Below are 18,824 nucleotides of genomic sequence, written 5' to 3' on the forward strand. Positions count from 1 at the left end.
AAGGCATTTTCGCCCCATTTCGTGGCTTTACTAGGCCCTAAAGTCACTCGACCGGTGGACATCTGCGCGTTTGTCTGATACATGCGCGCGCCTAGGGTTAAGAGGCAGGCCTTTTGCCGCCCCTTTACCTCGCCAGAATTCCGAACCGATCAATTCAAAAGAGGATGCCGCGTGCAGGTTCTCGTCCGCGATAACAATGTCGACCAAGCCCTGAAGGCGCTGAAGAAGAAGATGCAGCGCGAGGGCATTTTCCGCGAGATGAAGCTCCGCGGTCACTACGAAAAGCCCTCTGAGAAGAAGGCTCGCGAAAAGGCCGAAGCCGTGCGCCGCGCACGCAAGCTGGCGCGCAAGAAGCTGCAGCGCGAAGGCCTGCTGCCGATGAAGCCGAAGCCGGTGTTCGGCGCTGGTCCCGGTGGCGACCGTGGCGGCCGTCCCGGTGGTGCAGGCGCTGGTCGCGGACCGCGCTGAACCGTTTTGCTGATATGGAAGTCTAACAGCGCGGGCCATGGGCCCGCGTTGTTGTTTTGAAGCCAGCCGTGTTCCGGGGTACCCATGCAAAACGACCGGCAAGAGCACTTTGCATGATGGCCGTTCCGGCGCTCCGCTCCCCGCTCCCAGAAGCTGCGCACCGCCGTCGTGCGGCGCACCTCGTCATTATGGCCGTGGTTCTCGGCCTGCCGCTCGGGGGCTGTTCCTTCGACTTGGGATCATGGGGCTCGGACGACAAGCCGAAACAGGCTGCCGCTGCCGACAAGCCTGCCGCCGACACCATCACCCCACAGGACATCAACAGCGCCAAGGATCACGCCACGCGCGGCCAGGTGCTGGCGCATTCCGGCAAGCTCGATGAGGCGCAGGCGGAATTCGAGCAGGCGCTAACCGCCGACCCTTACAACATCCAGGCGCTGTACGGCCGTGGCCTGATCTATCAGGGCCGCGGACAACATCAGCAGGCGATCGACGATTTCACGGCGGCGAGCGGGCTGTCGCCGCAGAAGGCCGAGCCGCTGGTCGGCCGCGCCACCAGCTACCTCGCGCTCGACAAGGCCAAGCAGGCCGCCTCCGACCTCGACGAGGCCGTGCAGGCCGATCCCGGCAATGTTGCGGCGTGGAGCGCGCGCGGCCAGGCCTATGAGCGGCTCGGCGACAGGGCCAAGGCAGCGGCGTCCTACAATCGCGCGCTCGCGCTGCGGCCAAATGACGGAAGCGCGCGCAGCGGGCTGGCGCGCATCGGCGGCTAGCGCGCTTTCAAACGAGCGGTTACCGATCCGCTCGAACAGGATGCGTCGAGAGCGATAGATCCGTGCTGCGCGTTACTTCGGCAGGACGGCGTGGAACATCGACTTCATGCCGGAGAACATGTCGTCGGTCACCGACGTGCGCTCGTTCTTCGGCGCCGGCATCGCAGCGTCGGCGCGCAGGTCGAGCGGGGCCTGCAACACCGGGACCGGAATGTCCGCCGGCGGCGTCAGCCGATTCGCATCCTGGGCACTGGCGGCGTAGGGCGGACGCGGCTGCGCGGCTTGATCGGCATTGTCGCTGGACGGGTTCGACACCATGATCGGCGGCGGCAACGGCCGGATCGCCGGGGCTGCCGCCGGACGCTGCTGGTCAGGCAGGCGGGCGAGATCGGTGCTGCGAGCGTCCTGGGTACGCACGGCGTCCTGGGACCGCGCAGCGTCCTGCGGACGCTCCTTGCGCAGCCGCTCGATGGCGGCACGCGCAAGATCGTTGGCATCGCGGGCTTCCTCCGGCGTGACGGCGGACTCGACTGGCGCCGCGGCGGGCGCAGCCTTCGCGACCGCCTTCGGCGCTGCCGGATGATGGCGCGCGTCGGCGGGGATGCTGGCCGTCTCAGCCGGCGCATCAGCTTTGGTGTCGACAGATTTGGTATCAGCCGATTTGGGATCGGCGGGCTTCTCGGTGACGGTGGCCTTCTCCGATGCCGACCGCTCGATCAGGGTGCGCTCGGACATGCCCTTGGCCTTCACGCCGGCTTCCGGGAGGCTGCTGACCATTGTGGACTTTTCGGCGGGCTTGGCGACGGCTTTTGGATCTGCCTTGGGATCCACGGCGGCGGTCACGGCTGCGGCATCCGGCGCTTGCGGCTTGGCCACGATGTAATGATTGACGATGTACGCCCCGATGATGGTCGCTGCCACCGAGGGTAAGATGTCCATCACGAATTTCTTCAGGTAACTCAGCATGACCTGCCACTCCCCACCCCGTTATTTCATGCTGGAACTTTGAGGCACATTCAGGGATCAACTGCGACGGATCGGTGGCAAACCCCCGTTCCGACGTCACCTTTGGTGTCACTTTGGTTTCAGCGGAGGCGCCCCCTGCGCAGGCCGCATCCACCTCTTAATTCATCGTGCAGCCGTTAACGGGTTATGAATTTCCACAGCCGCGCCTGCTCGGAGCTGCCATTCTCCCCGCGCAGGGTTACCGCCCGCGTCAGGGCTTGAGTTCGACCTCGAGGAACACGATCTCGCTGGCCGTCTCGTTAAGCACGTCGTGCTGGACCCCGGCCTTGCGGAAATAGGACCTGCCGGCCCCGAGCTGTGCCTTCGAGCGCTCGCCGTTCGGCGCTACGATGGTCATTTCGCCTGCCGTGATCGGAACGATGACGTAGTCCATCTCATGGGTGTGGTGGCCGGTGGCGCTGCCCGGCGCGAGCCGCCATTCGGTCACGCGGACCTCCGCCGTATCCACCTGAACATCCGATTTGGCGCTGAGCATCGTCACTTCACTTCTCCACGAAAGCGTTTTCAAGCGAAGTGGATACCGGTTCGCGTGAAGAAAACGCGTCAAACAAGAATCTAGAGCCCGTTCCGATTCGATCGGAACGGTAAAGGCTCTAAGGCACGAATACCATGAACACGAACACCGCGAACACCACCATGTGAACGAGCCCGAACAGGATGTTGGTGCGGCCGGTTCCGAAGGTGAGCATGCTGACCATGAAGGTGAGCAGCAGGATCAGCATATGCTGGTTGCTGAGCCCGAGCACCAGCTGCTTGTCGAGCGCATAGGCGGCAACGGCTACCGCCGGAACCGTGAGCCCGATGGTGGCGATCGAGGAGCCGAGCGCGAGGTTAATGCTCTTCTGCAGGTCGTTCTTGCGCGCAGCCGACACCGCGGCAACGCTTTCCGGCAGCAGGATCAGGGCAGCCACCACCAGACCGGCAAAGGCCGGCGGCGCGCCGATCTTGACGGTGACGACATCGACCACCAGCGAGAATTTCTTGGCCAGCAGCACCACCGCCAGCAGCGAAACCAGCAGCAAGGCGACACTGATCGCCGTCATGCGGTCCGACATCACCTCGCCATGCGCCGCCGCCTCATTGGCCCCGCTGACGAAGTAATCGCGATGGCGGATGGTCTGGGTGTAGAGGAACACCGCATAAAGCAGCAGGGTCACGACGCTGATCACGGCGAGCTGGGCCGTGGAGTAGATCGGGCCCGGCGCGGTGAGCGTGAAGTTCGGCATGTCGAGCGTGATGGTCGCGAGCACGAACAGAACGCTGAGGTAAAGGTTGGCGCCGGTGATCTGAAAATCCTGCTCGCGGTAGCGGATGCCGCCGATGAAGATGCAGAGCCCGACCAGGCCGTTGCAGACGATCATCACCACCGCAAACACGGTATCGCGTGCCAGGGTCGGCGCCGGCGTGTCGCCCAGCATGATGGTCGAGATCAGCGCCACCTCGATGACTGTCACCGCCAACGTCAGGAGCAGCGTGCCGAACGGCTCGCCGATCCGCTCGGCAATCATCTCGGCATGGTGGACAGCCGCAAACACGGTGCCGAACAGGATCACCAGCAGCACGGCGGCGAACGCCCAGCCCCCCGCCGATGGCGCGAAGCTGTAGCCGGAGGCCGAGACTGCGCCAAACAACAGCACCGCCAGAACGGGATACAGCCAGGCCGACCGTGGCATCGGTCCGTGTGCGCTCATCGTGGGGTCCCCTCACTTCGGTGACCTCGATTATGCGACAGACAATCGCCGCCGTCAGCCTCTCGCGGCGCCGATAAACCGCCTCGCGGTATCCATCGCACCGAAATTGTCGAGATCGTCGTGCCCGCCGCCGGGCAGGCGGACGAATTGCTTGGGCTCGTGGGCGAGGCCGAACAGCCGCTCGCCCAAGCGGATCGGGATCGCCGGATCGTCGGTGCCGTGCATGATCAGGAGCGGTGCCGTGACGCCGGTGATTCGCCGGTCGGAATGGAATTGATCGCGCATCAGCAGGCTGACCGGCACATACCAGAAGAGCACGCCGGCGACGTCAACCGTCGAGGTATAGGGTGCCTCCAGGATCAGTCTGCCGATGGGGTGTTCGGCGGCGAGCGCGACCGCAACGCCGGTGCCGAGAGAGAATCCCCAGGCCACGATCTGCTCGGCGCGGTAGCGCGCGGTGGCGAACGCGTAGGCGGCCGCAGCGTCCTGCAGCAGTCCCCGCTCGCTCGGAGATCCGCTCGAGCCGGCGTAGCCGCGGTACGACAACGCCACCAGCCCGGTCCCGTCGGCCGTGATGGCCTTGAAGCGTGCCACGCGGCCGGCAAGGAAATCGCCATTGCCCGGAAAGAACAGCACGACCGGCCGGCCCGGCTTCGCCGGCACGTGCCAGACGATGACCTTCTCGTCGTCAGCCGTGGTGAGAACATGCTCCTCCGCTTCGGGAAGGCCGGCGGCTGCGGGCGCCGTCCGCCCGACCGGCGGGATCGGAAACAGCAATTCGCGCTGCTTGACGTACAGCACCGCCAGTCCGCCGAGATAGACGACGGCCGCGGCGATCACGAGCCATTTCAGGATTGCAAGTACCAGCGCCATCACAGGTAGCCGCAGCTATGTCTTGCCGCGAAGCTTGAGCAGCTTCTCGACGTCAGCCTTGATGCTGTCGGGGATCGGCCGGCACGCGCACGCCGACGCATGCGCGACATGCCACTTGATGCGCTGCTCGCGCGTAGCCCGGGGCGGCATGCGATGGTCTCGATGCCACTCCCGGTTCAGCGCCATTCGCCGCGTGCCTACATCGCCTTGACGATGTTCTCGGTGACCTTCTTGGCGTCGCCGAGCAGCATCATGGTGTTGTCGCGGTAGAACAGCGGGTTGTCGATGCCGGCATAGCCCGACGCCAGCGAGCGCTTGATGAACATCACGGTGCCGGCCTTCCAGACCTGCAGCACCGGCATGCCGTAGATCGGCGAGGTCTTGTCCTCTTCGGCGGCAGGGTTGGTGACGTCGTTGGCGCCGATCACGAACGCGATGTCGGCCTGGGCGAACTCCGAGTTGATGTCCTCGAGCTCGAACACCTCGTCATAGGGCACGTTGGCCTCGGCCAGCAGCACGTTCATGTGGCCGGGCATGCGCCCCGCCACCGGGTGAATGGCGTATTTCACCTCGACGCCTTCCTTCTTCAGGATATCGCCCATCTCGCGCAGCGCGTGCTGGGCCTGCGCCACCGCCATGCCGTAGCCGGGCACGATGATGACCTTGGAGGCGTTCTTCATGATGAAGGCGGCATCGTCAGCCGATCCGAGCTTGGCGGGTTTCTGCTCGCCCGAGCCGCCGCCGGCCGCCGCGGTCTCGCCGCCGAAGCCGCCGAGGATCACCGAGATGAACGAGCGGTTCATCGCGTGGCACATGATGTAGGACAGGATCGCACCCGACGAGCCGACCAGCGCGCCGGTGATGATCAGCGCCGAGTTGCCGAGCGTGAAGCCGATGCCGGCCGCGGCCCAGCCGGAATACGAGTTCAGCATCGAGATCACGACCGGCATGTCGGCGCCGCCGATCGGGATGATCATCAAGACGCCGAGCGCCAGCGCGATGATGGTGATCAGCCAGAAGTCGAGCGCGCTGCCGCTCATCACCAGGCCGACGATGAAGAACACCAGCGCCAGGGCGAGGACGATGTTGATGACGTGGCGGAACGGCAGGATGATCGGCGCGCCGCTCATCCGCGCCGACAGCTTCAGGAACGCGATCACCGAGCCGGTGAAGGTCAGGGCGCCGATCGCAACGCCGAGCGACATCTCGACCAGGCTCTGCGGATGGATGTTGCCGGGCGTGCCGATGTCGAACGCCTCGGGGGCGTAGAACGCGCCGGCGGCGACCAGCACCGCGGCCATGCCGACCAGCGAGTGGAACGCAGCGACGAGCTCCGGCATCGAGGTCATCGGCACCCGGCGCGCGATGACAGCGCCGATGCTGCCGCCGATCGCGATCGCGACGATGACCAGCAGCCAGGCGACGCCGTCGGCCGGCGGATGGCTCGCCAGCGTGGTGGCGACCGCGATCGCCATGCCGATCATGCCGAAGAAATTGCCCTGGCGCGACGATGCCGGGCTCGACAGGCCGCGCAGCGACAGGATGAACAGCACCCCTGCCACGAGATACAGAACAGCAGCCAGATTGGCGTTCATCTCAGGTCCCCCTTTGTCTTCGTCACCCCGAGGTGCACGCCGCTCACTTGGCTTTCTTCTTGTACATCGCCAGCATGCGCTGGGTGACCAGGAAGCCGCCGAAGATGTTCACGCAGGCGAAGATCAGCGCCACGAAGCCGAAGCCGCGGGCCCAGCCCGATCCGCTCGACACCATGCCGACGCCGACCGCGAGCAGCGCGCCGACCACGATCACCGAGGAGATCGCGTTGGTCACGCTCATCAGCGGGGTATGCAGCGCGGGGGTCACCGACCACACCACGAAGTAGCCGACGAACACGGCAAGAACGAAGATCGACAGCCGGAACACGAACGGATCGACGGCCTGCGCGAGATGCTCCATGGCTTCTCTCCTTACTTCGGCTGGAAGTTGGGATGGATGACGGCGCCGTCCCTGGTCAGCGCGGTGGCCTTCACCAGCTCGTCGTCCCAATTGACCGCGAGCGCCTTGCTGGCCTTGTCGACCATCGTCTCGATGAACGAGAACAGGTTGCGCGCGTAGAGGCTCGAGGCCGACGCGGCGACGCGGCCGGCGACGTTGGTGTAGCCGACGATCTTGATGCCGTCGGTCTCGACCACCTCGCCGGGTCTCGCGCCCTCGACATTGCCGCCGCGCTCGACCGCGAGATCGACCAGCACGGAGCCGGGCTTCATCGACTTCACCATCTCGCCGCTGACGAGCTTCGGCGCCGGACGGCCCGGGATCAGCGCGGTGGTGATCACGATGTCCTGCTTCTTGATGTGCTCGGCGGTCAGCGCGGCCTGCTTGGCCTGATACTCCTTGGACATCTCCTTGGCGTAGCCGCCGGCGGTCTGCGCGTTCTTGAACTCCTCGTCCTCGACGGCGAGGAATTTGGCGCCCAAGCTCTCCACCTGCTCCTTGGTGGCGGGCCGCACGTCGGTCGCGGTGACGACGGCGCCGAGACGGCGCGCGGTCGCGATCGCCTGCAGGCCGGCGACGCCGACCCCCATCACGAACACTTTCGCGGCCGGAATGGTGCCGGCGGCGGTCATCATCATCGGGAAGGCCCGGCCAAACGCTTCGGCGCCCTCGATCACCGCGCGGTAGCCGGCGAGGTTGGCCTGCGAGGACAGCACGTCCATCACCTGGGCGCGGGTGATGCGCGGCATCAGCTCCATCGCAAACGCCGACACGCCGGCATCGGCCATCGCCTTCAGCGCGGCCTCGTTGCCATAGGGATCCATGATCGCGATCACCAGCGCGCCGCGCTTGTACTTCGCGAGCTCCGAGGCTTCGGGCCGCTTCACCTTGATGATGATGTCGGCATCCTTGAGCGCATCGGCGCTGACGGTGGCGCCGGCCGCGACAAGCTCCGAATCGGGCAGCCCCGATTTGACGCCCGCGCCCGGCTCAACGGCGACCTCGGCGCCCAGCGCCTTGAACTTCTTGATGGTATCGGGCGAAACCGCAACCCGCGGCTCGGACGCATCGATTTCCTTGGCAACGGCGATCTTCATGGGCCCTCCGGCGGCGCGAGCGGCGCACGCGTCTTCAAACTAGCGTTATTTTCGCCAGATTGGATACCCGGTTTTTCCATCCGGGTTTCGACAGGAATTCCGGCACCGCCGCGGGACGGCGATGCCGCTAGCCGATCAGGGATCAGACCAGGAAATAGGCCATCAGAGCGAGGAGGATGGCGACGCTGATGGTGCCGTATTTGACCAGCACGATAAACCCTTCATAGGTCTGCTCATGCGCCACGTAATCGTTGCCGTCGGCGGTCGTATAGGCCACTTCGCTATGGTCTGCCATCGCTGTCCCCAGTCAGAAATTCGCGTTCTGCGAGCCATTACCGCAAACAGGTTGGCAGGGCAACGGCGTGGTCCCGATCGGGCGATTTGAACCGCAAATCGTCCCCGATTCACCCCTCGAGCGACGGCCCCGCGGCCGCCCCTCGGGCAGGATTGATCTCCCAAACGCGGGCGTCACGGAACGATCATGCCGCGAGGCGCAAAAAACGCTGCGCGAATCTGACCCGAGCCAGCCGGCAGGCCGATGGTCATCAGCCCATCGTCTCCAGTTCGTCGATCATGCCGGCGATGACGGACAGGCCGCCGTCCCAGAATTTCGGGTCCTTGGCGTCGAGCCCGAACGGCCGCAGCAGCTCGGAGTAATGCTTGGTGCCGCCGGCGGCGAGCATGTCGAGATAGCGCTCGGCGAAACCGTCGGATGCGTGCTCGTAGACCGCATAGAGCGAGTTCACCAGGCAATCGCCGAACGCATAGGCGTAGACGTAGAACGGCGAGTGGATGAAGTGCGGGATGTACATCCAGAACGTCTCGTAGCCCGGCTTGATCTCGATCGCGGGCCCGAGGCTCTCGCCCTGCACGCTGAGCCACAGCTCGCCGATCCGCTCGGCGGTGAGCTCGCCATTCTTGCGCTCGGTATGAACCGCACGCTCGAATGAGTAGAACGCGATCTGCCGCACCACGGTGTTGATCATGTCCTCGACCTTGCCCGCGAGCAGCGCCTGGCGCTGCTTGGCGTTCCTGGTCTGCGACAACAGCCGCTTGAAGGTCAGCATCTCGCCGAACACGCTCGCGGTTTCCGCCAGCGTCAACGGCGTCGGCGCCATCAGCGCGCCGTTCTTCGCTGCCAGCACCTGATGGACGCCATGGCCGAGCTCATGCGCCAGCGTCATCACGTCGCGCGGCTTGCCCTGATAATTCATCAGCACATAGGGGTGCGCCGACGGCGTGGTCGGATGCGAGAAAGCACCGGGCGCCTTGCCCGGACGCACCGGCGCATCGATCCAGCGATCGCTGAAGAAGCGCTCCGCGATCTCGGCCATCTTGGGCGAAAAGCCGTTATAGGCCGACAGCACCATGTTGCGCGCCTCGGGCCAGGCGATCGTGCCGGTCGCCGCGAACGGCAGCGGCGCGTTGCGGTCCCAGTGCGGCAGCTTCTTCTTTTTGAACCAACCGGCCTTCAACGCGTAGTAGCGGTGCGACAGCTTCGGATAGGCCGCGCGCACGGAGGCGACCAGCGCATCGACCACCTCGCGCTCGACCCGGTTGTTGAGATGGCGAGAATCCGCGATATCCTGGAAGCCCCTCCAGCGGTCGGAGATTTCCTTGTCCTTGGCCAGCGTGTTGGTGATCAGCGCGAAGGTGCGCTCATTGTCCCTGAAGGTCTTGGCGAGCGCCTGCGCGGCCGACTTGCGCTTGTCGCCGGCCTTGTCCTGCAACAGGTTCAGCGTCGGCTCGATCGCGAGCTCCTTGCCCGCGACCTTGAAGCGCAGGCCGGAGATGGTCTGGTCGAACAGCCGGTTCCAGGCCGCGTAGCCGCTCTGTGCCTTTTCGTGGAAGAGCTGCTCGACGCGATCCTCGAGCTGGTACGGCTTGTCCTTGCGCAGATCCTCGATCCACGGCCGGTAGTGGCCGAGCGTGGGCTCGGCCATCGCGCGCTCGATCACGTCATCGTCAACGCGATTGATCTCGAGCGAGAAGAACAGGAGATGCACCGAGGCCGCCGTCAGCCGCTCGGAGACGTCGCCGTAGAATTTCGAGATCGCCGGATCGACGCTGTCGCCGGCATGGACCAGGCCGGCATAAGAGCCGAGACGGCCAGCCAGATCGTCGATCGCCTCATAGCGCCTGATCGCCCCGGCCAGCCACTTTCCGCCGCCTTCCTTGCCGGTATTTTCGGCAAGCTTGCCCTTGTAGTCGGTCTCAAACGCGACGCAATCTGCATCCATTTTCTGCAAATCGCGTGCGACTTCCGGCGCGTCGATACCGGAGTAGAGATCTGCCAGATTCCATTCCGGAAGCTTGCCGGTCTTGCCGGCCGCCTGTTTCGCCGCCGGGCCGGCTGCGGCCGGTTTGCGTTGCGCGGCCGTCTTGCGCAGCGCGGCTTCCTTGCGGAGCGCGGCCTTGCTGGGTGCAGACTTGCTGAGAGCAGGCTTGCTGGGAGCAGACTTGCCGGGAGCAGACTTGGGGGAGGCAGTTTTGGAGCGCGAGGTCATCTTGTTCGTAACCTTACTTCAGTCGGAAAGATGTCGGCGGCGGCGGAATGAAAGCGGGTTTGCAAGGTTTAAGAGTGCGTTAATCGGCATCGGCGACATTGCCCCGATTCGAGACAGATAAACGTAGCGTGCGGGGAAAACCATGGCTGCCACCATTTTGATCGCCGATGATGACGCCGTACAGCGTCGTTTGGTTGAAAACATGGTGCAGAAGTGCGGCTATGAGCCCCTCGTCGTGGACAGTGGCGACGCCGCGATAGCGGCCCTGACCGCATCCGAGACGCAGGCGATCGATGCCGTCGTGCTCGACCTCGTGATGCCGGGCCTCGACGGTCTCGGAGTCCTCGCAAAAATTCGTGAAGCTGGTTTGAACGTCCCGGTCATCGTGCAGACCGCGCATGGCGGCATCGACAATGTGGTGTCGGCGATGCGCGCCGGTGCCCAGGATTTCGTCGTCAAGCCGGTCGGCTTCGAACGGCTGCAGGTCTGCCTGCGCAACGCCCTCAACGCATCGGCGCTGAAGGGCGAATTGCAGCGCATCCGCCACAGCCGCGAGGGCCGGCTGACCTTCTCCGACATCATCACCCGTAGCGAGGCGATGGCCGGCGTGCTGCGCACGGCACAGAAGGCCGCATCCTCGACCATCCCGGTGCTGATCGAGGGCGAGTCCGGCGTCGGCAAGGAACTGTTCGCGCGCGCCATCCATGGCAGCAGCGAGCGCAAGGCCAAGCCGTTCGTCGCGGTGAACTGCGGCGCGATCCCGGACAATCTCGTCGAATCGATCCTGTTCGGCCACGAGAAGGGCGCCTTCACCGGCGCCACCGAGCGCCACCAGGGCAAGTTCGTCGAGGCCCATGGCGGCACGCTGTTCCTCGACGAGGTCGGCGAATTGCCGCTGGCAACGCAGGTGAAACTGCTGCGCGCGCTGCAGGAAGGCACCGTCGAGGCGGTCGGCGGCCGCAAGCCGGTCAAGGTCGATGTCCGCATCATCTCGGCGACCAACCGCAAGCTGCTCGATCTCGTGAAGGCCGGCCAGTTCCGCGAGGACCTGTTCTATCGTCTGCACGTGCTGCCGCTGACCATTCCGGCGTTGCGGCAGCGGCGCGAAGACATCCCGCATCTGCTGCGGCATTTCCTGGCGCGGTTCTGCGCCGAGGAGAACCGCAACATCACCGGAATCAGCGGCGATGCGATGGCGCATCTGGCGCAGCTCGATTGGCCGGGCAACATCCGCCAGCTCGAGAACACGGTGTATCGCGCCGTGGTGATGAGCGACGGCGACCAGCTCGGGCTCGCCGACTTCCCGCAAGGAACGACCCATCCGGTGCCGGACGGCAAAATGCTCCAGGGCGAGCCGCTGGTGGTGTCGCCGTCCACGGCACCCGCCATGATCTCCGGTAATGAAATACCTGTCACCGCTGCCCTGCCGACGGCGGGCGGCCTCTCGATACTCAACGCCGCGGGCGAAGTGCGTCCGCTAGAAGATCTCGAGAACGAGATCATCCGGTTCGCGATTTCGCATTATCGCGGACAGATGTCGGAGGTCGCGCGTCGCCTCAAGATCGGCCGCTCGACCCTCTACCGCAAGCTCGACGAAGCCGCGGCCGGCACGCGCACAAGCGACGCCACCTAAACCCGAGGCCGACAGGGCCATACCAGGGAACCTTTTGAACCGTGTCCCGTCGGTGACAGACAAAGGCTGTGCCGCGTGGCAAAAACGCACGGCCCGAGCGAAATCAGCCGCTTCGAGGTCAGTTTGTCGTGAGTTGCCCCGCAAGGCGCTGGCTGCACAAGAGGGGCAAATGTATCGTCTGCGTCAATTGCGTGCAGGCATACGAGTCGTTTGAGAAGCCGGCGCTTTCGCGCAAGCTATGAAACCGAATACCGATTTGAACTGTTCCAGAATCTGAGGGGCAGTTCCACCCAGGGGGTGCGAAAATGCGTGACTGTTCGAACAACCGTCGAGGGTTTGACCGCGTATTGATGGCCGTCGCGGCGACCTTCCTCACGGTGTCCGCGAGCTCGGCCTTCGCGCAGGACACGCCTCGCTCCAGCGCCTCGGAACTGGCAATCGACGCCGCGATCCCGCGCCCCGAACCGGCCAATGTGCCGCCGCCCACCGCAAGCGATTTCAAGGCCGACACCACCGCCGCGCTGCCCGACGCAGCCAAGCCGGCGGACGTGAAGCCCGCCGAGGTGCAGGCCACCGAAGCCAAGCCCGCCGATGCCAAGCCTGTCGATGCAAAGCCGGCAGAACCGAGCGCGACGGCCAAGGCTGTCGAGCCGAAGCCCGCCGATGTCGTCACCGCGCCGGCAACCAAGCCCGCCGATGCACCGAAGACCGATACCGCGGTCGCGCCGGCCGCACCCGCCCCTGCAACCGCAACGGCGCCTGTCGCAGCTCCGGCTCCCGCGACGGCGGCAGCTCCCGCGACCGAACCGGCGAAGGCTGCGAGCAACGTTGCCGCCGAGGATCAGCCGGTCGCCGACAAGCTGCGCGAGCTGCTCGCCAGCAAGTCGCTGCGCACCTTCGATCGCAAGAACGAACGCGCAGCCGCCGAGAAGTTCTATTCGGCCCGCGAATATGCACCCGTCTTCACCAAGGCCGGCAAGCTGACCGATGCCGGCAAGGGCGTCATCGCCCGCCTGAAGGATGCGGCCGCCGACGGCCTCGATGCATCAGACTATCCGGTGCCGGATTTCACTGCTGCGACGACGCCCGATACGCTGGCAGACGCCGAGCTGAAGCTCGCGGCCAGCATGCTGGACTATGCGCGCCAGGCCCAGAGCGGCCGCATGCACTGGTCGCAGGTGTCGGCGGACATCCTCTATCCGGAGCACCCGATTGATCCGGCCGAAGTGTTCGCGAATGTGACCTCGGCCAAGGACGCCTCTGCCGCGCTCGACGGCTACAACCCACCGCAGAAGCTCTACAAGGAGCTGAAGAAGAAGCTCGCCGAGCTGCGTGGCCAGGGCGACGGCCCGGTGATCACGATCGCCGACGGCCCCGCGCTGAAATACGTTCCCGCGCGCAAGAAGCAGGCCGCGGTCGAGATGGACGATCCGCGCGTGCCGGATCTGCGCAACAAGCTCGGCATCACCGAGGATGCCGACAGCACCAAGTATGACGCGACGGTGGCGCGGGCCGTGGAGAAATTCCAGAGCAGCGTCGACCTCAAGGCGACCGGCGTGCTCGACGAGCGCACGGTGAAGGCGCTGAACAATCCGAAGCGCGACCGTCAGATCGACACCGTGCTCGTCAACATGGAGCGCTGGCGCTGGCTGCCGCGGCAGCTCGGCGCCGCCAATGTCGGCAACGCCTATGTGATCCTCAACATCCCCGACTATACGCTGAAGGTGATGCAGAACGGCGCGCAGGTCTGGACCACGCGCGTCGTCACCGGCAAGCCCGGCCAGCACGCCACGCCGCTGCTGACCGAAACGATGAAGTACATCACGGTCAACCCGACCTGGAACGTGCCGCCATCGATCATCTACAACGAGTATCTGCCGGCCCTGCAGCAGGATCCGACGGTGCTGCAGCGCATGGGCCTCAAGCTCGAGCGCAACCGCGACGGCTCGATCCACGTCTCGCAGCCGCCCGGTGAAGCCAACGCGCTCGGTCGCATCCGCTTCAACTTCCCGAACAAGTTCCTGGTCTATCAGCACGACACGCCGGACAAGTATTTGTTTGCGAAGGATGAGCGCGCCTTCAGCCACGGCTGCATGCGCGTGCAGAATCCGGATCAGTACGCGTCCGTGCTGCTCAACATCACCGAGCCTAACCAGCACTACACGCCGGAGCGGATCCGCAGCATGTACGGCTCGAGCGAAGTCGATCTGAAATTCCCGACGCCGATCCCGGTCAACATCACCTACCAGACCGCGTTCGTGGACGACGCCGGCAAGCTGCAAATCCGCAGGGACATCTACGGCCGCGACGCCGCCATGCTGTCGCTGCTCAAGAACAACCGCGGCAAGGATCTCGAAACGGTCGTGGCGCACGCCCAGCCGAGCTACGCGCGGCCGCCGAGCAGCAGCCTGCCGCCTGGCGTCAACGTCGCCGGCGACAACAGCGGCTTTGGCTCCTCCGGACCGAACTTCTTCGAGCGCCTGTTCGGTGGATTCGGCCAGCCGGAACCGCAGCCGGTCCGCCGCGGCCAGGCCCAGCAGCAGCGCCGGGTTATCACCCGCTAATCTGCCTCTCCGCCCGATTGGGATAAATATTGAAGTAAAATCAACGATCTCGCTCAAAAAGCGAGATCGTTTACGTTAACCATTTCCCGTGGGGTCCGGGGAACAGGGCTATCTTTTGCCACACTCCCCCAGTTAGTTAAGCCCAACTTGGGGGCGGGTCGGTAAACCTCGGTTAACCCTCCCGCTTTAAGAAAGCGTTCACCGTCTTCCGCAGGGGGTCTGCGAGGATGCCGACCGAACGCTCGTCGACTGGGTGGGCTCATAGTGCTGGCTGTTTTCGCACGCCGCTACAAACCGCTGTCGCTGCCTAAGGCCGGATACCAAGTCGGCCTGACCGCGCTATTGCTGTTGGCGGGCGCGGGTTCGGTGCACGATGCGACTGCGCTGAACCAGACCCGCACCCTCTCCTTCCACCACACCCATTCGGGCGAAGACCTCACCATCACTTTCAAGCGCGATGGCCGCTACGACGAAGCCGCACTGAAGCAGCTCAATCACTTCCTGCGCGACTGGCGCTCCCAGGATGAGACGGTGATGGACCGTCATTTGTTCGACATTCTCTGGGAAGTCTACAGCGACGTCGGCGGCAAGCAGCCGATCCAGATCATCTCCGCCTACCGCGCCCCTGCCACCAACGCCATGCTCCGCCGGCGCTCCTCGGGCGTTGCGCGCCACAGCCAGCACATGCTGGGGCACGCGATGGACTTCTTCATTCCGGGCGTTCCGCTGGAGCAGATCCGCTTCGCCGGCCTGCGCCTGCAGCGCGGCGGCGTCGGCTTCTATCCGACCTCGGGCTCGCCGTTCGTGCATCTCGACACCGGCGGCATTCGCCACTGGCCGCGGATGACCCGCGAGCAGCTGGTCCGGGTTTTCCCCGACGGCCGCACCGTCCATGTCCCGACCGACGGCACGCCGCTGAAGGGCTATGAACTCGCCAAGGCCGACATTGAACGCCGCGGCAGTGGCGATGATGCTGCGACCATCAGCAAGCCGACCCTGTTCGCGAAGCTGTTCGGAGCCGGCAAGTCGGGTGACGACGAAGACGAAGGCGCGGCTGCCGTGAACGACAAGCCCGCTGCCACCGTGGTAGCGGGCGCTGCGCCCGCCAAATCTTCAGATACCAAATCCGCCGAGCCCGTTCCGCTGCCGCGCGCCAAGCCGCAGCAGTTCGCCGCCGCCATCCAGCTCGCCGCCGCCGACGCGCAGCTCGTCCCGATGCCGAAGGCCAAGCCGGCGGTGCAGGTGGTGCAGACGGCCGAGAGCACCGCACCGCAATCGCCCGCCGACATCATCAATGCCCGCGGTTTCTGGGGTGACGAGTCCGCGGCACCGAAGCAGGCATCGGCCGCGCAGATCGCCGCGCTGAAGGCGCGTGAGGCGGTCGGCGGCTCCGATCCGCAGACCACCGCCAGCACGACCGAGAACTTCAACAAGGCGCTCGCTTATGCGCCGGCTGCGTCGTCGCCGGTCGACCGTGCCAATATCGTCGCCGCGACCGCGCCGATCCCGCGCAATGTGCGCCCGGCGCGCAATGCGGCAGCGCCGGCCACCGAAATCAACACCGTGGTTGCAAAGGGCACACCGAGCCAGGGCGTCATCACGACATCGGCGCGGATCTCGGCCGCCAAGGGCAACGACATCTGGATGCGCGTCGTGATGCTGGCGCCGAGCGCGAGCAGCGGCATGCTGACCACCGTGCTTGGCGACACCGACATGAACATGATGCGGCAGCACTTCGTGAAGCCGCAGGCTGCCGTCGCTATGACCTTCTCTGAAGATCCGATGATGGGCATGACCTGCGATCGCTTCTCGGGCTCGGCGACCGCCCTCCTGACCACCCAGTCCTTCGTGCTGCGCACCGCCTCGCTGCGCTAGGCTTCTGCCGACAACATCACTTCATCAGCTGTTCAGGCCGGCAGCCCTGCCTTGAGCAGGCCGGCCTCATAGCGCGCCCGGTCGGGCGCGCGCTTGTAGTGCTGGGTTGCCAGGTGAGCGGCGACCGAGAAGGTCGGCTCACGCTTCAGCACTTCGGTGGCATGGGCTGAAGCCGCCACCGCGTTGCCCATCTGCGCCAACGTCGCAGCGAGGAAGGCGTGATGGGTGTGGTCGGGCCGCGTGATCCGCGAGAACGCCTCGGCCGCGTCGGCGTATTTCTCGGCGCAATAGCAGGCGCGGCCGAGATGACTCCAGAACCGCTCCGGATGGAACGGATTGAGGCGCATCGCCAGCTTGATCCAGTCGATGCCCTCCTCCGGCCGCCCGAGCCAGGTCAGGAGCTCGCCCTGCTGCACGACGACGAGGTCGTAGTTGGGATTGAGCGCGAGCGCGCGCTCCTGGTGGAAGGCCGCCTTGTCGTGGTCGTCGCGGTTGAGGTTCAGCGCGGCGAGGATCCGGTGCACGTCGCTGTCGTTGTCGTCGAGCTTGAGCGCGATCTCGAGCTCGGCCGCCACCTGCGCGAAGGTCGCGTCGCGGTCGTCGCACCAATTGTAGACCCAGGTCTGCCCGAGCACGCAGGCCCGCCAGGCGTGCGCATGGGCGTAGTTGGGATCGAGCACGATGGCCCGCTCGAGCAAACGCTGCGCCTCCGCATTGTCGTCGCGCGCCGAGCGATGATGCAGCACCTTGGCGGCGAGCACGCACTCATAGGCCGCCATGTTGTCGGTCGGCTTGCGCTTGACGCGGTCATGGGCGGCGGCCTCGACACGCCCCGGCAAGGTCGACACGATCGCGCGCGTCATCTCGTCCTGGATCGCGAAGATGTCGGCGAGCTCGCGGTCGTAGCGTTCGGCCCAGACGTGCCGGTCGGCCTCGGCGTCGATCAGCTGCACGGTGACGCGGATCCGGCCGCCCGCCTTGCGCACGCTGCCTTCCAGCACATAGTCGACCGCGAATTCCTTCGCGACGTCCTGCACCTTCACCGCCTTGCCCTTGTACACGAAGGTCGAGTTGCGCGAGATCACGAGCAGATCGTGGAAGCGCGACAGCTCGGTGATGATGTCCTCGGTGAGGCCGTCGGCGAAGAATTCCTGCTCGGGATCGCCGCTCATATTGACGAGCGGCAGCACGGCGATCGAGGGCTTCTTGGCGACGACAGGGGCGGCCGCCGCGCTCGGATGGTCAGTAGCGGATCTGGCGCCCGATTCGAGATGGACGCGGAACACCCGGATCGGTCGCGCGATGTTCTTGACGGTCTGGTCGCCGAGATCCTCGAAGCTCAGATCTTCCAGGCGATCGCCGACCTGATCGCGGACTGCGCCGGAAATGCAGATGCCGCCGGGCTCGGCCAACACCTCGAGGCGCGAGGCGACATTGACGCCGTCGCCGAAGATGTCGGCACCGTCCACGATCACATCGCCGAGATTGATGCCGATGCGAAACTGCATCCACCGCGCCGGCGCGACGTCGGTGTTGCGTTTGGCCATCCGGCGCTGGACCTCGGCCGCGCACAACACCGCATCGACGACGCTGTGAAATTCGACCAGCAGGCCGTCGCCGGTGGTCTTGATGATGCGGCCGCGATTTTTGCTGATGGCCGGATCGATCAGCTCGATCCGATGGGTCTTGAGGCGCGCAAGGGTGCCCGTCTCGTCAGCCTCCATCAGGCGGCTAAAGCCGACCATGTCGGCGGCGAGGACCGCAGCGAGCCGACGCTCTGGTCCTGGCACGTCCATTTGAACGCTCTGCCCGGTTACCTCACCGGCAGTGTAGCAAATCCCGGGATTTCACCCAAGCCTCGCCAAGAGGATTGGGCGAGTTACCTCGGGCGGGCGCCTTGGCGACGCCAGGACCGGCCCGCCTGCCGCCTCAGAGCATCCCGAGCGCCTGCATATAGGTCTCCAGGATGGTTTCCTGCTCCTGGCGCTCGTTGGCATCCTGCTTGCGCAGGCGCACGATGGTGCGCAGCGCCTTGACGTCGAAGCCGTTGCCCTTGGCCTCGGCATAGACGTCGCGGATATCGTCCGAGATGGTCTTCTTTTCCTCTTCCAGCCGCTCGATGCGCTCGATGATGGATTTGAGCTGGTCCTTGGCAAATCGCGTTGCGGGTTCATCCTGAACGGCGGCAGACGTGGTGGCCATCGCGTACTCCTGAAATGGCAATGAAATGTCGCGCGAATACGCGCCACGCGCACCGCTTGTTGCGGGCGACCCTCGATTTTGGAGCACGTCCCGTCAAGGAAACATCGCGCTCATCCACAG

The 18,824-nt window shown here is 65.2% G+C and carries 17 protein-coding genes; 5 read left to right on the forward strand and 12 right to left on the reverse strand.

Annotation, left to right across the window (positions count from 1 at the left end; translation table 11 throughout):
• The first annotated feature begins 171 nt into the window (after nt 1-171).
• Nucleotides 172-468, forward strand: a complete 297-nt coding sequence (gene rpsU, locus AAFG13_RS21195) for a 30S ribosomal protein S21 (RefSeq protein ID WP_021078544.1) — start codon at nt 172-174, stop codon at nt 466-468.
• 113 nt (nt 469-581) lie between these two features.
• On the forward strand, nt 582-1,241 hold the full coding sequence (locus tag AAFG13_RS21200; protein WP_342713225.1) for a tetratricopeptide repeat protein: 660 nt from the start codon (nt 582-584) through the stop codon (nt 1,239-1,241).
• Nucleotides 1,242-1,313: 72 nt separating this feature from the next.
• Here the strand turns inward: AAFG13_RS21200 and AAFG13_RS21205 are convergent, their stop codons facing one another.
• The 10 genes from AAFG13_RS21205 to AAFG13_RS21250 form a co-directional block, all read right to left on the reverse strand.
• Entirely contained in the window at nt 1,314-2,207 is an 894-nt protein-coding gene (locus AAFG13_RS21205) for a hypothetical protein (protein ID WP_342713226.1), read from the reverse strand.
• Between the two features lie 250 nt (nt 2,208-2,457).
• Nucleotides 2,458-2,742: a cupin domain-containing protein gene (locus tag AAFG13_RS21210; protein WP_092123500.1), complete on the reverse strand. Its 285-nt coding sequence runs from the start codon at nt 2,740-2,742 to the stop codon at nt 2,458-2,460.
• A gap of 118 nt (nt 2,743-2,860) precedes the next feature.
• Nucleotides 2,861-3,958: an ionic transporter y4hA gene (locus AAFG13_RS21215; protein ID WP_212316308.1), complete on the reverse strand. Its 1,098-nt coding sequence runs from the start codon at nt 3,956-3,958 to the stop codon at nt 2,861-2,863.
• Between the two features lie 54 nt (nt 3,959-4,012).
• Entirely contained in the window at nt 4,013-4,831 is an 819-nt protein-coding gene (locus AAFG13_RS21220) for an alpha/beta hydrolase (protein ID WP_342713227.1), read from the reverse strand.
• Between the two features lie 15 nt (nt 4,832-4,846).
• On the reverse strand, nt 4,847-4,981 hold the full coding sequence (locus tag AAFG13_RS21225) for a hypothetical protein (protein WP_342713228.1): 135 nt from the start codon (nt 4,979-4,981) through the stop codon (nt 4,847-4,849).
• Between the two features lie 47 nt (nt 4,982-5,028).
• Complete coding sequence (locus AAFG13_RS21230; protein ID WP_092116272.1) at nt 5,029-6,426, reverse strand: NAD(P)(+) transhydrogenase (Re/Si-specific) subunit beta; 1,398 nt, start codon at nt 6,424-6,426, stop codon at nt 5,029-5,031.
• 43 nt (nt 6,427-6,469) lie between these two features.
• Complete coding sequence (locus AAFG13_RS21235) at nt 6,470-6,787, reverse strand: proton-translocating transhydrogenase family protein (RefSeq protein WP_016841609.1); 318 nt, start codon at nt 6,785-6,787, stop codon at nt 6,470-6,472.
• Between the two features lie 11 nt (nt 6,788-6,798).
• Nucleotides 6,799-7,923, reverse strand: a complete 1,125-nt coding sequence (locus tag AAFG13_RS21240) for a Re/Si-specific NAD(P)(+) transhydrogenase subunit alpha (RefSeq protein ID WP_212316509.1) — start codon at nt 7,921-7,923, stop codon at nt 6,799-6,801.
• A gap of 142 nt (nt 7,924-8,065) precedes the next feature.
• On the reverse strand, nt 8,066-8,218 hold the full coding sequence (locus AAFG13_RS21245; protein WP_092123491.1) for an aa3-type cytochrome c oxidase subunit IV: 153 nt from the start codon (nt 8,216-8,218) through the stop codon (nt 8,066-8,068).
• Nucleotides 8,219-8,468: 250 nt separating this feature from the next.
• Entirely contained in the window at nt 8,469-10,430 is a 1,962-nt protein-coding gene (locus AAFG13_RS21250; RefSeq protein WP_342713229.1) for a M3 family oligoendopeptidase, read from the reverse strand.
• A 142-nt stretch (nt 10,431-10,572) separates the two neighbouring features.
• Here AAFG13_RS21250 and AAFG13_RS21255 point away from each other — a divergent pair, with 142 nt between their 5' ends.
• The 3 genes from AAFG13_RS21255 (at nt 10,573) to AAFG13_RS21265 (ending at nt 16,502) form a co-directional block, all read left to right on the forward strand.
• A complete protein-coding gene (locus tag AAFG13_RS21255) occupies nt 10,573-12,063 on the forward strand; it encodes a sigma-54 dependent transcriptional regulator (RefSeq protein WP_212320408.1) in 1,491 nt (496 codons plus the stop codon).
• Between the two features lie 305 nt (nt 12,064-12,368).
• Entirely contained in the window at nt 12,369-14,627 is a 2,259-nt protein-coding gene (locus tag AAFG13_RS21260; protein ID WP_342713230.1) for a L,D-transpeptidase family protein, read from the forward strand.
• A gap of 264 nt (nt 14,628-14,891) precedes the next feature.
• Entirely contained in the window at nt 14,892-16,502 is a 1,611-nt protein-coding gene (locus tag AAFG13_RS21265; protein ID WP_342713231.1) for a DUF882 domain-containing protein, read from the forward strand.
• A gap of 32 nt (nt 16,503-16,534) precedes the next feature.
• Here the strand turns inward: AAFG13_RS21265 and AAFG13_RS21270 are convergent, their stop codons facing one another.
• Nucleotides 16,535-18,298, reverse strand: coding sequence for an adenylate/guanylate cyclase domain-containing protein (locus AAFG13_RS21270; protein ID WP_212320419.1), 1,764 nt, complete (start codon nt 18,296-18,298; stop codon nt 16,535-16,537).
• A 133-nt stretch (nt 18,299-18,431) separates the two neighbouring features.
• The gene (locus AAFG13_RS21275) at nt 18,432-18,704 is read right to left on the reverse strand and encodes a DUF2312 domain-containing protein (protein WP_029085502.1); all 273 of its coding nucleotides are present in this window, start codon (nt 18,702-18,704) and stop codon (nt 18,432-18,434) included.
• Nucleotides 18,705-18,824 lie beyond the last annotated feature (120 nt).

This window comes from Bradyrhizobium sp. B124, assembly GCF_038967635.1.
Taxonomy (GTDB): Bacteria; Pseudomonadota; Alphaproteobacteria; order Rhizobiales; family Xanthobacteraceae; genus Bradyrhizobium.

Coding starts and splice junctions, on each gene's coding strand:
- AAFG13_RS21200 (WP_342713225.1), top strand. CDS start 582: ATGATGGCCGTTCCGGCGCTCCGCTCCCCGCTCCCAGAAGCTGCGCAC.
- AAFG13_RS21205 (WP_342713226.1), bottom strand. CDS start 2,207: ATGCTGAGTTACCTGAAGAAATTCGTGATGGACATCTTACCCTCGGTG.
- AAFG13_RS21210 (WP_092123500.1), bottom strand. CDS start 2,742: ATGCTCAGCGCCAAATCGGATGTTCAGGTGGATACGGCGGAGGTCCGC.
- AAFG13_RS21215 (WP_212316308.1), bottom strand. CDS start 3,958: ATGAGCGCACACGGACCGATGCCACGGTCGGCCTGGCTGTATCCCGTT.
- AAFG13_RS21220 (WP_342713227.1), bottom strand. CDS start 4,831: ATGGCGCTGGTACTTGCAATCCTGAAATGGCTCGTGATCGCCGCGGCC.
- AAFG13_RS21225 (WP_342713228.1), bottom strand. CDS start 4,981: ATGCCGCCCCGGGCTACGCGCGAGCAGCGCATCAAGTGGCATGTCGCG.
- AAFG13_RS21230 (WP_092116272.1), bottom strand. CDS start 6,426: ATGAACGCCAATCTGGCTGCTGTTCTGTATCTCGTGGCAGGGGTGCTG.
- AAFG13_RS21235 (WP_016841609.1), bottom strand. CDS start 6,787: ATGGAGCATCTCGCGCAGGCCGTCGATCCGTTCGTGTTCCGGCTGTCG.
- AAFG13_RS21240 (WP_212316509.1), bottom strand. CDS start 7,923: ATGAAGATCGCCGTTGCCAAGGAAATCGATGCGTCCGAGCCGCGGGTT.
- AAFG13_RS21245 (WP_092123491.1), bottom strand. CDS start 8,218: ATGGCAGACCATAGCGAAGTGGCCTATACGACCGCCGACGGCAACGAT.
- AAFG13_RS21250 (WP_342713229.1), bottom strand. CDS start 10,430: ATGACCTCGCGCTCCAAAACTGCCTCCCCCAAGTCTGCTCCCGGCAAG.
- AAFG13_RS21255 (WP_212320408.1), top strand. CDS start 10,573: ATGGCTGCCACCATTTTGATCGCCGATGATGACGCCGTACAGCGTCGT.
- AAFG13_RS21260 (WP_342713230.1), top strand. CDS start 12,369: ATGCGTGACTGTTCGAACAACCGTCGAGGGTTTGACCGCGTATTGATG.
- AAFG13_RS21270 (WP_212320419.1), bottom strand. CDS start 18,298: ATGGACGTGCCAGGACCAGAGCGTCGGCTCGCTGCGGTCCTCGCCGCC.
- AAFG13_RS21275 (WP_029085502.1), bottom strand. CDS start 18,704: ATGGCCACCACGTCTGCCGCCGTTCAGGATGAACCCGCAACGCGATTT.